Source organism: Agromyces arachidis (assembly GCF_052805135.1).
Genome location: NZ_JBRBDK010000002.1, coordinates 109,419 through 123,543 on the forward strand (window position 1 = coordinate 109,419; position 14,125 = coordinate 123,543).

Consider the following 14,125-nt stretch of genomic DNA (forward strand, 5'->3'; position numbering starts at 1 on the left):
GCATTTCTCCGCTCCCAACGCTCCTGATCCGCGGTCCGCTCCGCTCCGCGATGCCTTGGCGTCACTCCGACGATGTCCGCCCGTCCTCAGTCCAGGCCTGACGCGACGGCCCCTGCGGCCTCGAGCCACCGGCGCGGATCGGCGATGGCGGCGTCGGCGCCGCCGGCGAAGTCGGCGAGCGCGAGCACGTGCGCTCCGGGGTCGCCCGCGAGCACCCCGGGTTCGGCCTGCCCCGCGATCACGACCACGGGGACGCCCGCATCCCGGGCGCGTGCGACGAGGTGGCCGACCACCTTCCCGCGCAGCGACGTGGGGTCGAGCCGCCCCTCGCCCGTGACCACGACGTCCGCGCGGCGGATCTCGTCGTCGGCGCCCACGAGTTCGGCCGTGCGCGCGGCACCCGGGTGCAGCTCGGCGCCCCAGAGGGCGCGGAGGCCGTAGCCGCTGCCGCCCGCGGCGCCGTCGCCGGGCTGCTCGCCCGGGTCGCCGACGACCTCGGCGAGCCGCCGGAGGCCGGCTTCGAGCGCGCCCACCTGCTCAGGGCCCGCACCCTTCTGCGGACCGAAGACGGCGGCCGCGCCATCCGGCCCGAGCAGCGGCGAGGTCACGTCGCTGAGGCAGGTGACGCCGCCCGCCGGCGCGGGGCGGAGGTCGTCGAGCTCGATGCGGTCGAGGTCGACGAGCGCCCCGCCGCCGAGCGGCAGGTCGCGGCCGGCCGCGTCGAGGAACCGCGCGCCGAGGGCGGCCAGCATGCCGGCGCCGCCGTCGGTGCTCGCCGACCCCCCGAGGCCGACCACGATCCGCTGCGCGCCCGCGTCGAGGGCGGCGGCGATCGTCTCGCCGAGCCCGCGGGTGTGCGCGCCGAGCGGGTCGGGCCGATCGAGCAGCGGCAGGCCGCTCGACTCGGCGAGCTCGACGACCGCGGTGCCGTCGGGCAGTTCGAGCCAGTGCGCCCGCACCCGGTCGGCGCCCGGGCCGAGCACGTCCACGGTCCGCAGGCGACCATCGGGGCGGGTCGTCGCGATCGCCGCGACCGTGCCCTCTCCCCCGTCGGCCATCGGCATGAGCCGCAGGTCGTCGGATGGCGCGGCGCCGCGCCATCCGCTCGCGATCGCCGCCGCGGCATCGGCGGCGGGCAGGCTGCCCTTGAACGAGTCGGGCGCGATGAGAACCCGCATCACGCCGCGTCCTGCGCGAGCCGCATGGTCTGTCCGGCACGCGCCGCGAAGCCGACGGCCGTGTCGGCGATGGTGCGTTCCATCACCTCGACCGCGGCGGTCGTGGCGAGGTCCGCGGGCCGCGCCAGGCTGATCGTGCGCTCGAGTCCGGTCTGCTCGAGCCGCACCGATCGCAGGCCCGGGCGGTCGACGAGCACCAGGGCGGGCACGATCGCCACCCCGAGCCCGCGCTCGGCGAATCGCAGCACCGCGTCCATCTCCGCCCCCTCGAGCACGACCCGCGGCTCGAGCGACGCGGCCCGGAACGCGGCATCCGTCGTCGCCCGCAGGTCGTACGTGGAGCTGAACACGACCTGGGGCAGGCGGGCGACCTCGTCGAGCCGGATCGTCGCTCCGTCGGTCACCGGCGGCAGCGCGGCGGATGACACGACGACGAGTTCCTCGACGAGCAACGGGGTCACGCTGAACCGTTCGGCGGTGGTGGCCTCGGAGGTGACGATGAGCGCGAGGTCGAGCTCGCCGCCCGCGAGTTGGTCGAGCAGGCCGCGAGATCCCTGTTCCGAGAGGTGCAGCTCGATGGCCGGGTGCTCGGCGTGGAACGCGCTCAGCACCTCCGAAACGAGGCTGATGCAGAGGGTCGGGGTCGCACCGAGCCGCACGCGGCCGCGTTCGAGCCCCGCGAGCTCGGCGAGTTCGCGGCGCACCGACTCGGCGTCGGCGAGCATGCGCCTGGCCAGCGGAAGCAGGGACTCCCCGGCGGCGGTGAGTGTCGAGCCGCCGCGAGCGCGGTGGAAGAGCTCGGCGCCGAGGTCCTTCTCGAGCGCGGCGATCTGGCGGCTCAGCGAGGGCTGGGCGAGGTAGAGCTCCTCGGCGGCGCGCGTGAAGTTGCCGAAGCGCGAGACTTCGACGAACGAGCGGAGCTGCTCGAGGTTCATATCGATAGCGTACGCGCATCGCGAATACGCGCAAGATGCATTGGACGCATTCGAGCGTCGAACCTACCGTGGAGCGCATGACCACCAACGGCACCCCCGCTCCCGAGCGGCAGATCTCCACGACCGTCCTCGTGATCGGCACGGGCGGGTCGGGCCTGCGCGCCGCCATCGAGCTCGCCGAGGCCGGCGTCGACGTGCTCGCGCTCGGCAAGCGCGCGAAGTCCGACGCCCACACCTCCCTCGCCGCCGGCGGCATCAACGCCGCCCTCGGCACCATGGACGCCGACGACAGCTGGCAGCAGCACGCGGCCGACACCCTGAAGGAGAGCTACCTCCTCGCCGACCCGCGCACGGTCGAGACCGTGACGAAGGGCGCGGCCCGCGGCATCCAGGACCTGGAGCGCTACGGCATGCCCTTCGCCCGCGAGGAGGACGGCCGCATCTCGCAGCGATTCTTCGGCGCGCACACCTTCCGCCGCACCGCGTTCGCCGGCGACTACACGGGCCTCGAGATCCAGCGCACGCTCGTGAACCGTGCCGCGCAGTTGAACGTGCCCATCCTCGACACGGTCTACGTCACGCGCATCCTCGTGAACGACGACGGCGCGGTGTTCGGAGCCTACGGCTTCGACCTCGAGGACGGCACGCGCTACCTCATCCACGCCGATGCGGTGATCCTCGCCGCCGGCGGCCACAACCGCATCTGGCGTCGCACGTCGTCACGCCGCGACGAGAACACGGGCGACTCGTGGCGCCTCGCCGTCGAGGCGGGCGGCCGCGTGCGCGACCCCGAGCTCGTGCAGTTCCACCCCTCCGGCATCCTCGAGCCCGAGAACGCGGCCGGCACCCTCATCAGCGAGGCGGCCCGAGGCGAGGGCGGCATCCTCACCAACGCCCTCGGCGAGCGCTTCATGGCGAAGTACGACCCGGAGCGGATGGAGCTCTCGACGCGCGACCGCGTCGCCCTCGCGGCGTACACCGAGATCAAGGAAGGCCGCGGCACCCCGAACGGCGGCGTCTGGCTCGACGTCTCGCACCTGCCGCGCGAGACGATCATGACCCGCCTCCCCCGCGTGTACCAGACGATGCTCGAGTTGCAGATGCGCGACATCACCCGCGAGCCGATCGAGATCGCCCCCACCGCGCACTACTCGATGGGCGGCGTGTGGGTGCGCCCCGACGACCACGGCACCGACGTGCCCGGGCTCTACGCGATCGGCGAGGCCTCGTCGGGGCTGCACGGCGCCAACCGACTCGGCGGCAACTCGCTCATCGAGTTGCTCGTGTTCGGGCGCATCGTCGGGCAGGCTGCGGCGGACTACTCCCGCGGGCTCGCCGCGCAGCGCCGGTCGGCGACCGCGGTGCAGGCGGCACGGGCCGAGATCGACGACCTGCTGGCGGCGGACGGCGCGGAGAACGTGCGCGCCCTCCAGCGCGCCATCCGGAACACCATGACCGAGCACGCCGGCGTCGTGCGCGACGAGCAGGGCCTGCTCGCCGGGCTCGCCGAGCTCGACGCGATCGAGGAGCGCATGCGGAACATCGGCGTGCACCCCGACCTCGCCGGCTACCAGGACCTCGCGCACGCGTTCGACCTGAAGTCGGCGGCGCTCGCCGCGCGCGCGACGCTCGAGGCCGCACTCGAACGGCGCGAGACCCGCGGATGCCACAACCGCGCCGACTTCCCCGAGACGGATGCCGCGCTGCAGGTCAACCTCGTCTGGTCGCCGGCCACCGGCGTCACGCGGGAGGAGATCCCACCCATCCCCGACGAGATCGCCGCGCTCATGGACCGCGAGGTGTCGGTCGCGGGCAAGCTCCTCGAGTAGGCGGGCGCCAGTCGGGCCGGGTTCCGGAGGGCCGGGCGCGCGGCGAGTCGGCCGCGGTGCGGCCGATAGAGTTCGAGGCGACGGCGCGGACGACGCCGTCCCCCCACGATCGGAAGGATCCGAGCCGATGCCAGAGCAGGTGGGCCGAGCGCCCGGCGAAGCCGGATCACCCCACCGATGGGATGCGCCCGGCTGGGCGCTCCCCTTCACGGTGGGTGTCCTCGGCTTCCTGGTCCTGGGCGGCGCGATCGTCTCCGGGCGCGTCGCCGAACGTGGCGACGCGTTCGGGATCGCGTTCGTCGTCGCATGGTGGGCGATCCTGGCGTGGAACGTGTACTGGTTCATCTTCCGTGTGGCGTACCGCCTCGAGCTCCGCGGCGAGACGCTGCACTGGCGCGCACCGCTCGCGCGGGGCGAGCTCCCTGCGCGATCCATCACGGCCGTGTCGGTGCCGAAGGGACAGTCGCCCATGGTGACGATCCGCTCGGCCGGACGGCGAAGCGTGCCGGTCTTCGGGCACCGGTCGCTCTCATCGGTGCTGCAGCCGTTGCACGCCATCAACCCCGTGGTGCCGGCGACCACCGATCGCCGGGACTGAGGCGAGGGAGGGCCGAGTGGGCGACGTCGTCAGCGACGAGGCGGCGCGCGAGCTCGCCCTGGCCGTCGACATCGGCGGCACCAAGGTCGACGCCGCGCTCATCGACGCGACCGGGCGGATCGTACCGGGCAGCCGGCACCGGGCACCGACCGGCCCCGGCCAGACGCCGCAGACCTTCGCCGAGGCGATCGCGTCGGTCTGCGAGCGCGCGACGGATGCCGCCGGGCCCGGCCTGCGCATCCTTGGCGCAGGCATCGGCACGGCCGGCCCGCTGCGCGGCGACGGCACCCACGTGTCTCCGCTCAACATGCCGGGGATCCGCGAGTTCCCGCTCGTGCCCGCGGTCGAGCGGTTCGCCGCCGGCGCGCCGGTCTGCGTCGGGCTCGACGGCACCTGCATCACCCTCGCCGAGGCGCGGTTCGGCGCGCTCCGCGGGGTGCGGAACGGCATCGCGATGGTCGTCTCGACCGGGGTCGGCGGCGGGATCGTCGTCGACGGCCGGGTGCTGCGCGGCGAAACCGGCAACGCCGGTCACGTGGGCCAGACCTGGGTGCGCGGACCCGGGCCGGGCGACCCGGCCGCGGCCACGCTCGAGGCCGTGGCATCCGGCCCCGCCACGGTGCGCTGGGCGAACGCCCACGGCTGGAGCGGCGCCGACGGCCTCGCCCTGGCCGCCGACCACCGGGCGGGCCACCCCGTCGCGGTCGAGGCCGTGCGCCGGTCGGCGGAGGCCGTCGGTCACGCCGTCGCCGCCTTCGCCTCCCTGCTCGACGTCACCACGGTCGCGATCGGCGGCGGCTTCTCCCGCGTGACCGGCGACTACCTCTCCCTCGTCGAGCGGGCTGCGCACGAGGCGGCGATCCTGCCGGCCGCGGCGGCCGTCCGCGTCGTGGCGGCCGAGCTCGGCGACGACGCCCCGCTCGTCGGGGCGGCGCTGCTCGCCTTCGATGCCGCGCACCGGGGTCGATCCGGGTAGCGGTACGGCGAGTTCGACCACCGGTACCGCCCGAAGCCCACGATCATGATCTGGCGCACGTTATGGCGGGGACGCCGCATCTCATGGCTCTTCGACCGCCACATCCTGCCCCGGGCGTACCGGCACATGATCCTCGCCCGGCGCGCCTGACGCGATGGTCCCGGCCGCGGCCCGCCGTGGCGAACAGCGCGGCGGCTCCGAGCACCCATGCCGCCCACCCGATCGCCCGGTACGCCCAGAACTGCGGGTCGGGCAGGGTGTCGTCGGGCGTGACGAGGTTCGACGAGGCGAACACGATCGCCGAGTTCAGCAGGGCGTGGCCCCATGCCGCTGGCCAGGCGCTGCCCGACCGCTCGCGCGCCATCCCGAGCACGAGGGATGCCGCGACGAGGTCGACCGTCGTGGCCATCGCGTTCCGCCACGGCAGGTCGCCCTGCACGGCATACGCGACGAGCAACGGAAGGTGCCATGCCGCCCAGACGAGGCCGACGGCCAGTGCGGTGAGCCACGGCCCACGCCGGTTCCGCACCTCGGTCCAGAGGAACCCGCGCCATCCGAACTCCTCCCCCGACGCGGAGAGCAGCGCGAGCACCGCGAACGGCAGCACCCATGCGGCGAGCGCGGACGCGTCGGCCGCGGGCGCCCACGCGACGACGCCTGCGGCCGTGCCGATCAGGATCTGGAGCGCCGGCACCGCCAGCACCGCGAGCGTGACGAGCCCGATCGCCGCCCACGTCCGCGCGCCACCGAACGGCCGGGCGCGCCACGCGCGGCGCAGCCCGTCGCGTCGCCCGGCGAGCCGCAGGGCGGGGATCACCGCGAGCGCCGGAAGCCACTGCGCGAACGGCGTCGCGACCACGAGGTAGTCGGCGTCGGCGAGGCCCAGCAGCGCGGGCGCGCACAGGGCCACGACCGCGGCGAAGACGATCGCGAGGAAGATCGACGTCGCCTTCGGGCTGCGGGCGGGGGCCGGCACGGCGGTGGTCACGATGAGCTCCTCGGTTCCCGGACGGGGGTCGGGCTCCGAAGCTACCGACGGCAGACCGGTCCCGGAATCGGGTGAACCCGCCGGTCGTGGCGGGGGTCAGCGCCGTTGCGCTCCCCGAGCCCGGCGGTCGCCGCCTCCGCTCAGCACTCCCTCGAGGGCGAGCCCGACCGCGACCACGGCGACCACCACGGCGAGCGCGGCCATCGGCGTCACGATCGCGAGCAGTGGGATGGCGCCCGCCACGACGAGCGCGGTCGCGATCCGGAGCCACGGCCACGCCATGCCGACGACGCGCGCGAACACCACGGTGCCGAGGAGGTAGACGGCGAGGCCGCCGCCGAGCGCGGCGGCGCCGAACCAGCCGAACGGCTCGGGATCGGTGACGTGCGCCATCGCGTCCTCCACGCCGAGGGCGGCGAGGACGACGCCGGCGACGATGACGAAGTGGGCGTAGGTGTAGGCGTCGCGCGCGAGGACGACGCGCGCGGCATCCGTTCGACGCTCGAGCTCGTGCTCGCCCGCGACCGCGACCCGGGTGAAGTACGCCGACCAGAGCAGGATCGACAGCGCGACCGAGAGCGCGGCGCCGAGGACGATCGCGCCGTCGATGGGCTCCTGCGCCACCCCGACGCCGATCGCGACGATCGACTCGCCGAGGGCGAGGATGACGATGAGGCCGTACCGCTCGCTCCAATGGCCGGGCGAGAACAGTCGCCATCCGCCGCCGCCGCGCGAACTCGCGTAGGTGAGGGCGACGTCCCAGAGGAACGCGGCGAGCCAGATCCAGGTCTGCGCCGCCCCGCCGACCAGCGCCCCGACCAGCAGGAGGATCGCCGCGGGCGCCATCGCCACCGCCTGCGTGCGCAGCACCTGCGCCGCGAGCGCGCGATCGTCGCCCGCCGCCACGAGGTACAGCCCCATGTGGATGAGCCGGACCACCGTGTACGCGATCACGAGGACGAGCGGACCGGACCATCCGCCGGGCAGGTCGGCGTACGCCTCGGGGATCGCGAGCGCGATCACGAACACCGCGATCATCGCCGCGCTCATGCCGACCCGGACGATCCCCTGGTCGGCGGGCGCCTGGTTGGCGAGCCAGCTGTACGCGCACCACGTCCACCAGAGCAGGCCGAGGACGATGAGCGCCTGCAGGACGCCGACCGCCGAGTGCGTCTCGGCCATCAGGCGGCTGACCTGCGTGAACGCGAAGACGTAGACGAGGTCGAAGAAGAGCTCGAACGTCGTGACCCGCGCGGTGTCGTCGGAGGTGCCGACCCGCCCGATCGGTCGCCTCCGGCCGCCGCCGCCGTCGGGGTTCGATCGATCAGCCATGGAGCGCCCCCCACGTGAGGTCGGCTCGATGGTCGCCGGCGCGGACGAGGCCGAGCCAGAGCAGCGTGAGGTGCTCGAGGTGCACGGCCCGGGATCGCGGGCCGACGTCGAGCGGCTGCCATCCCATGCGGTCGAGGAGCGCGGACACCGTCGCCTTGGCGGTCGAGTCGTCGCCCGCGAGGAGCATCGCCGGGCGCACCGGGCCGACCGGCTCGGGCGGGGCGCCGTAGTTCTCCGCCCCGTAGATGTTGAACGCCTTCACCACGTGCGCGTCGGGCGCCAGCGCCGAGATGACGTCGGCCGCGGACCGCTCCGAGGCCAGCCCGTGCGTGAGGCCGGGGCCGATCGGGTTGGTGGCGTCGACGACGACGCGTCCCGCGAGCTGCGACGCCAACGGCGCGATGACGCCGTCGATCGCGCCGAACGGGAGCGCGACGAGCACGAGCTCGGACGCCGTCACCGCCTCGGCCATGGGAGCGGTCGTCAGGCGCGGCTCGCGCTGGAGCAGCGGACCCGTCGTGTCCGGCCGGCCCGGCGGGAGTCCGATCACCACCTCCTCCCCGAGCCGCGCGAGCTGCGTCGCCAGTGCGCCGCCGACGCGCCCGTGACCCACGATCGCGATCCGCATGCCGAATCCCCTTCCGTTACCGACGTGTATCGAAACCTGCGCTCACGCTACCTCGGCGCGAGGCATATTTCAATACACGAATGTCACGTATCATGGCGGCATGGACTCCTCCGCCGTGCTGCCCGGTCGCCCGCGCGACGCGAGCATCGATGCGGGCGTCCTGGATGCCGCCCTCGCCGAACTCGCGGCGAAGGGCTTCGCCGCGTTCTCGATCGCATCGGTCGCGGCGGCCGCCGGCACGACGCGTCCCGCGGTCTACCGACGCTGGCCCGACAAGACCGCGCTCGTCGTCGACGCCGTCGCGCACCTCGCCGAGGTCGACCCGCCCGCGCAATCCGGCGACCCGTTCGCCGACCTCGTCGGCGAACTCGAGCACTTCCGGCACTGCATCGGCGAGGCGGCGGCCCTGCCGCTCGCCGGCCTGATGCTCGGCGACGCGGTCGACCCCGACATCCGCGCCCAGTACCTCGAGCGCATCGTCGCGCCGCGGCGAGCGCGGCTGCGCGCCATCCTCGACGCGGCCGTCGCGCAGCGCGCGCTGGATCCCGACGCCGACCTCGCCGTCGCCGGCACCTTCCTCACGGGCTCCTGGTACGCGATGGCGCTGGCGGGGGCGACACCGCCGGACGACTGGGCGGAGCGCGCCGCGCGCCTGGTCTGGCGTTCGTGCGGCGGCCGGCCGCCGGCCCGGCCCGCTCACTAGGCTGGCCCGATGGCCCTCTTCGACCACATCGGCATCAGCGTGGAGGACGTCCCGCGCTCGACCGCCCGGTTCGACCCGATCATGCTCGCGCTCGGGTGCACGCGACTCGACGCCGAGGACGGCGTCTCCTGGATCCGCGACCGCGAGGAACTCGTCCTGTACCCCGCCCGCGAGCCGGGATCGGGTCCGCACCGGCACGGCCGCATCGGATGGCAGCACCTCGCCTTCGCCGTCGACTCCCGTGACGAGGTCGACCGGCTGCACGCGATCGCACTGGATGCCGGCTGGTCGGCGGTCCGCGACCCGAAGCCCTACCCCCGGTTCAACGACCGCTACTACGCGTCGTTCGTCGAGGACCCCGACGGCATCCGCCTCGAGTTCATGTTCAACCCGCCGCGGGAGTCCGTCGCGACCTGAGTCGCCGGCGCCGCACTCAGTCGAGCGCGGCCTCGGTGTCGCGCGGGTAGGCGCCACCGGCGAGCTTCACGAGCCGGGCGTGCGCGTACTCGCACACGAGCGCGTGCCGGTAGACCATGCGCGGCACGTCGACGTTGGAGTCCATCCAGAGGCTCATGCCCGCGAGCTTCCAGTGGCGGAACGTGTCGTCGTCGGTGATGAGGGCGAGGATCTCGAGGAACGAGTCGTCGAAGCGGATGGAGTGCACTGCGCGGCGGTACTCCTCGACGGTGAGCGCCATCGAGAACGGGATGTTCATGAAGCAGAGCGCGGTCTGGATGTCGAGGCGGAGCAGCCGGCGGCGACCCCGCTCCGCGTCGAGGGGCGGCACGTCGAGCTGCGAGAAGTCGAGCGTCTCGGGCCTCGTGAGCTTCACGTCGTCGAGCGCGATGAGCACGTCGTAGACGTTGACGTCGTGTTCGACGACGGCCTGGTCGCCGAGCCCGGAGAGCTTCTCGGGCCGGAGCGTCACGGGCTCCATGTCGACCGGCGTGTTCCGGATGATGAAGTTCACGAGGTTCGTCTCGACGACGAAGTGCCGGATCAGCAGGTCGACCGCGTCGGGCGAGACGAACCGGCGGAGGAACCACACGCAGAGCACGTCCATGGTGTGCAGCGGCATCCACCGGAACGGCAGCACGCGCTTGACGATGGAGATGAGCGCGACGAGCACCCGTGAGACGACGCGCGCGATCGGGTAGAGCCAGCGACGCGACAGCCGGCGCTGGTCGTTGATGATCTGCCGCACGAGCGCGCGGTCGAGCGGCACCGACGGGTCGGCGTAGACCGCCTGCCACATGCTCGGGTCGGACCGGACGTACTCGGGCACCCGCGGCACCGCCATCTTCGGCACCGGCACCTTCGGCATGTGCGCCTTCGGCATCCTCGCCACGTCAGCGGTCCAGCTCTTCGAGCTGCAGGGCGTAGAGCCGCGCGACCACCTCGGCGCAGCGCACGATCTCGTCGGCGGCCGCGTCGTCGATGATCCCCGAGTCGAGGATCGCCTGCAGGTCGCCGGTGTGCGCCCCGTCGGCCTCCTGGTGGTACGTCATGAAGTGCACCTGGTTGTCGGCGAGCCCGAGCACCTCCTGGAACCGCGCCGCCCAGCCCGCGGCCCGCTTCGCGCCGAGCCCTTCGATGATGAACATCGCGCCGAGGAGCCCGACCGGGTTCGGCCGGTCGGCGTAGGTGAACATGTAGCCCGAGAGCGCCTCGGAGCCGAGGTTCTTGCGGCCGGCGCGGAGCTCGTCGAGCGACCCGCCGATGGCGACGTAGTCGCGCTCGAGCATGAGGTAGTCGCGGTGCTCCTCCTCGGCGTGCTTGATCGCCGCCGCGCGCAGCGCGAAGTGGTCGATGTCGAAGTTGGAGGCCGCGCGACTGATCCACGGCGACCCGTCGACGACCTGCTGGCGCAGGTTGAAGAGCAGGCGCCGGTAGTCGTCGATGGTCACGGTCCCCTCGGCGAGCGAACGGAGGATCGGCACCCGGTCGAGCCGCTCCTCGAGCTCGGCCCACACGTCGGCGAGGCGCTCGGAGAGCGTGGCGGGGTCGGCCTGCGGCGCGGCCGTCGCGGCATCCGTCGTCGTGCGGGTCGTCATGTCGGGGCTCCTTGCGGTTCGGGTGGGGCGACCACGGTGAGGTGTGCGAAGGCGAACGAGAACCGCCCCGATTCGGGGACGGCGAGGAGGATCGTCTCGCCGGGCGAGAAGCGCCCGGTGCGCCACGCCTCCTCGAGGGCGATGAAGATGCTCGCGGCGCCGGTGTTGCCGCAGGTCTCGAGGTTCGAGAACCAGCGGTCGGTGTCGAGCGTCGGGATGCGCTTGCGGAGCCCGTCGAAGGCGAGGTCGCGGAACGCGTTCGTGCTGTAGTGGCAGACCACGTGGTCGAGGTGGCTCACGTCGACGAGGCCGATGTCGACGAGCTGCTCGAACTCGCGCAGCCCCGCTCCGGCGAGGTCGTCGAGCACGCTGACGTCCTGCCGGAGCACGAACATGCCGGATGCCTCGGCGTCGCCGATGCCGACGTCCTGCCAGGTGCGCCCGACCTCGGGTTCGAGCCCGTCCATGCCCGCGCGCATGCAGACGTCGTGCTCGTGGGCGAGGGAGACGTGGCGCACCCAGTCGACGCGGAGCGACGGCCGCGAGGGATGCGGCTGGAACTCCACGACCACGGCGCCCGCGCCGTCGGAGAGCATCCAGCGGAGGAAGTGGGAGTCCATGCCCGCGCGGATGCCGTCGAACCGGCGCTGCCGGAGGCTGCGGCTCGCGAGCTCGGAGCCGACGACCGCGACGCGCGGGTGCTCGCCGAGCTTCACCTTGCCGACCGCCGCGTCGAGGGCCTGCAGGCTCGAGGCGCACACGCCCGACGCCGAGAGCAGTTGCATGGGCCCGCCGCCGAGGCGGCCGTGCACCATCGACGCGAAGCCGGGGACGAGCACGTCGCCGATCGTCGTCGCGGTCGCGAGCATCCGCAGGTCGTCGGGGCGGATGCCGCGGTCGTCGAGCGCGGCGCGGAGCGCCTTGACCGCGAGCTCCTCGTTGAGCTCGGTCGGCTCGCCGTCGTCGCCGAGGGCGTAGTGCCGCTGCCGGATGCCGTTCTGCTCGAGGATCATGCCGCGGATGCGCGAGGTCACCGGATCGTCTCCCCCGAGCCGCGCCACGATGCCGTCGTTGTCGACCGGCTCCCCCGGAAGGTACCGGCCGAAACCGGTGAGGTACGCAGACGCCGTCGTGCCCATGGGATGACAGTAGGGCACGGCGGTGTCACGGCTGTGGCACCCGTGCGCGGGGTATCCGCCGCGTTCCGGCTCGGCCCCAGCCGCCGACACCGTCGGGACCGCGGGGCGCGGGACCGGCTCGCGACGCGGTGGCGTACTACGCTGACCCCCGACCGGCTCGGTGCGACCGCCCGGTGGTCCCCGACCCGAGGCCGGCCGGAAGGGACGCGCCATGGTGGGCAGCTCGCATCCGTCGTCACGGGAGATCTCGCGCCGCGTCGCGATCCTCATCTCGAGCGCGACCGCCTTCGGCGCGCTGGTCGTCTTCCTCTACTTCTCGCTCATCGATCCCGTGCCGGTCGACGACGCGGCGGTGAGCTCGCTCCAGGCGGGCGGCATCGTGACCTTCGCGGTCGTCGGCGCACTGGTCCTCGGCGGCGCGATCGCGATGGTCGTCTGGCTGGGCCGACCCATCCGGAGGTGGCTCGAACTGATCGAGGCCGGCACCCCGGCTTCCGAGATGCCGCCGAGGGTCGCCCGCCTGGTGCTGACGTGGCCGCTCATCGTCGCCTCGCTGGTCGCGGCGGGCACCGTCGTCGTGGCCGTGTTCCTCGCGATCCTGTACGCCGATCCGGGCAACTTCGTCGGCATCGCGATCGGCGGCGCCGTCGGGACGACGATCGTCTACTTCGGCACCGACCTGATCTGGCGGCGGCAGATCCCCGCGTTCTTCCCTGACGGCGACCTCAGTGCGGTGCGCGCGTTCCGGCTCCTCGTGCGGAGGCGCCTGCTGCTGGCGTTCATCCTCATCGGCGGGCTCACGCCGACCCTGCTCGTCGTCCTGTCGCTGGCGCGCACGAGCGCCGTGCTGGACGCCCCGAACCCGGAGGCGATCGTCGACAACCTCGTGCTCATGCAGCTGTTCATCCTCGGAGTCGGCCTGGTGACCGGGGTGATCACGGCGGTCCTCGTCGCGCGTGCCATCGTGGAGCCGCTCGATGCGCTGCAGGCGGGGATGCGTCGCGTGGAGGACGCCCACCTCGACGCGCGCGTGGTGGTGACCACCAACGACGAGCTCGGGTACCTGGGCGAGCGGTTCAACGCGATGACGGCGGGGCTGCGCCAGGGCGAGCGGGTCCGTGAACTGTTCGGCCTCTACGTGAGCCCCGAGGTGGCCCAGGCGGCGGTGGAATCCGGAGCCGGCCTCGGCGGCACGCTCGTCGACTGCTCGGTGGTGTTCTCCGACATCCGCGACTTCACGACCCTCAGCGAGCGGATGCCGCCAGACCGGCTCGTCGACGTGATCAACGGCGATGGTGTCGGCCGTCGTCGAGCACGGCGGCGTGGTGACGCGCTTCGGCGGGGACTCGATCCTCGCGGTCTTCGGTACGCCGCTGAACCCCATGCCCGATCACGCCGACCGGGCGGTGGCCGCGGCGTTCGGCATGCGCCGGGCCCTGGCGTCGTTCAACGAGGCGGAGACCACGGAACGCCTGCCGAACCTGGAGTCGGGGATAGGAATTGCGACCGGACCGGCCGTCGCCGGGAACATCGGCGGCCGGGAACGGATCGAGTACACGGTGATGGGCGACGCGGTGAACCTCGCCGCCCGCCTCGAGGACCGGACGAAGGATGCGGGGGCGCCCATCCTCGTGAGCGCCGAGACCTACGCGGCACTCGACCGGCTGCGGGACGTGCGCGCCAAGGCGCTGGCGGAGATGCGGGTCAAGGGCAGGCGGGCGCCGGTGACCGTCTATGCCCTGTCGGGCTGACCCGGCCCGCTCTC

14 protein-coding genes and 1 pseudogene are annotated in these 14,125 nt (G+C 73.3%); 7 read left to right on the top strand and 8 right to left on the bottom strand.

Going from position 1 to position 14,125, the window contains the following annotated elements; all coding sequences use genetic code 11:
- Positions 1-86: 86 nt before the first annotated feature.
- Positions 87-1,178, bottom strand: a complete 1,092-nt coding sequence (locus ACUY4T_RS03485) for a glycerate kinase (RefSeq protein WP_446017515.1) — start codon at positions 1,176-1,178, stop codon at positions 87-89.
- The gene (locus ACUY4T_RS03490; RefSeq protein ID WP_446017516.1) at positions 1,178-2,113 is read right to left on the bottom strand and encodes a LysR family transcriptional regulator; all 936 of its coding nucleotides are present in this window, start codon (positions 2,111-2,113) and stop codon (positions 1,178-1,180) included. Before ACUY4T_RS03490 ends, ACUY4T_RS03485 begins: the two co-directional genes overlap by 1 nt.
- Before the next feature lie 77 nt (positions 2,114-2,190).
- On the opposite strand from ACUY4T_RS03490, the gene ACUY4T_RS03495 reads away from it, so the two are divergent.
- The 3 genes from ACUY4T_RS03495 to ACUY4T_RS03505 all read left to right on the top strand — a co-directional run bounded on the left by ACUY4T_RS03495 (position 2,191) and on the right by ACUY4T_RS03505 (position 5,516).
- Positions 2,191-3,942: an L-aspartate oxidase gene (locus ACUY4T_RS03495; RefSeq protein ID WP_446017517.1), complete on the top strand. Its 1,752-nt coding sequence runs from the start codon at positions 2,191-2,193 to the stop codon at positions 3,940-3,942.
- Positions 3,943-4,069: 127 nt separating this feature from the next.
- Positions 4,070-4,540, top strand: coding sequence for a hypothetical protein (locus tag ACUY4T_RS03500; protein WP_446017518.1), 471 nt, complete (start codon positions 4,070-4,072; stop codon positions 4,538-4,540).
- A gap of 16 nt (positions 4,541-4,556) precedes the next feature.
- Positions 4,557-5,516 carry an ROK family protein gene (locus tag ACUY4T_RS03505; RefSeq protein ID WP_446017519.1) on the top strand — a complete coding sequence of 320 codons (960 nt, stop codon included), beginning with the start codon at positions 4,557-4,559 and terminating at the stop codon, positions 5,514-5,516.
- Between the two features lie 43 nt (positions 5,517-5,559).
- Here the strand turns inward: ACUY4T_RS03505 and ACUY4T_RS03510 are convergent, their stop codons facing one another.
- The 3 genes from ACUY4T_RS03510 to ACUY4T_RS03520 all read right to left on the bottom strand — a co-directional run bounded on the left by ACUY4T_RS03510 (position 5,560) and on the right by ACUY4T_RS03520 (position 8,464).
- A complete protein-coding gene (locus tag ACUY4T_RS03510; RefSeq protein ID WP_446017520.1) occupies positions 5,560-6,504 on the bottom strand; it encodes a CPBP family intramembrane glutamic endopeptidase in 945 nt (314 codons plus the stop codon).
- Positions 6,505-6,600: 96 nt separating this feature from the next.
- On the bottom strand, positions 6,601-7,836 hold the full coding sequence (locus tag ACUY4T_RS03515) for a low temperature requirement protein A (RefSeq protein ID WP_446017521.1): 1,236 nt from the start codon (positions 7,834-7,836) through the stop codon (positions 6,601-6,603).
- On the bottom strand, positions 7,829-8,464 hold the full coding sequence (locus ACUY4T_RS03520) for an NADPH-dependent F420 reductase (RefSeq protein ID WP_446017522.1): 636 nt from the start codon (positions 8,462-8,464) through the stop codon (positions 7,829-7,831). Before ACUY4T_RS03520 ends, ACUY4T_RS03515 begins: the two co-directional genes overlap by 8 nt.
- A gap of 100 nt (positions 8,465-8,564) precedes the next feature.
- Between ACUY4T_RS03520 and ACUY4T_RS03525 the strand changes: the two genes are divergently transcribed.
- Together ACUY4T_RS03525 and ACUY4T_RS03530 are read left to right on the top strand one after the other, a co-directional pair.
- Entirely contained in the window at positions 8,565-9,167 is a 603-nt protein-coding gene (locus tag ACUY4T_RS03525; protein WP_446017523.1) for a TetR/AcrR family transcriptional regulator, read from the top strand.
- Between the two features lie 9 nt (positions 9,168-9,176).
- On the top strand, positions 9,177-9,584 hold the full coding sequence (locus tag ACUY4T_RS03530; RefSeq protein WP_446017524.1) for a VOC family protein: 408 nt from the start codon (positions 9,177-9,179) through the stop codon (positions 9,582-9,584).
- 16 nt (positions 9,585-9,600) lie between these two features.
- Here the strand turns inward: ACUY4T_RS03530 and ACUY4T_RS03535 are convergent, their stop codons facing one another.
- From ACUY4T_RS03535 to ACUY4T_RS03545, 3 genes are read right to left on the bottom strand one after another with little or no spacing between them, the layout of a single operon-like run.
- Complete coding sequence (locus ACUY4T_RS03535; protein ID WP_446017525.1) at positions 9,601-10,506, bottom strand: DUF6999 family protein; 906 nt, start codon at positions 10,504-10,506, stop codon at positions 9,601-9,603.
- Between the two features lie 10 nt (positions 10,507-10,516).
- A complete protein-coding gene (locus ACUY4T_RS03540; RefSeq protein ID WP_446017526.1) occupies positions 10,517-11,221 on the bottom strand; it encodes an iron-containing redox enzyme family protein in 705 nt (234 codons plus the stop codon).
- Positions 11,218-12,360, bottom strand: coding sequence for a 3-oxoacyl-[acyl-carrier-protein] synthase III C-terminal domain-containing protein (locus ACUY4T_RS03545; protein WP_446017527.1), 1,143 nt, complete (start codon positions 12,358-12,360; stop codon positions 11,218-11,220). The genes ACUY4T_RS03540 and ACUY4T_RS03545 overlap by 4 nt, the downstream gene beginning before the upstream one ends.
- Before the next feature lie 892 nt (positions 12,361-13,252).
- On the opposite strand from ACUY4T_RS03545, the pseudogene ACUY4T_RS03550 reads away from it, so the two are divergent.
- Both ACUY4T_RS03550 and ACUY4T_RS03555 read left to right on the top strand, forming a co-directional pair.
- Positions 13,253-13,453, top strand: a pseudogene (locus ACUY4T_RS03550) (HAMP domain-containing protein); the annotation flags it as partial.
- A 289-nt stretch (positions 13,454-13,742) separates the two neighbouring features.
- Positions 13,743-14,111 (top strand): adenylate/guanylate cyclase domain-containing protein, encoded by a 369-nt coding sequence (locus ACUY4T_RS03555; RefSeq protein ID WP_446017776.1) that lies wholly within the window; start codon positions 13,743-13,745, stop codon positions 14,109-14,111.
- Positions 14,112-14,125: the final 14 nt, after the last annotated feature.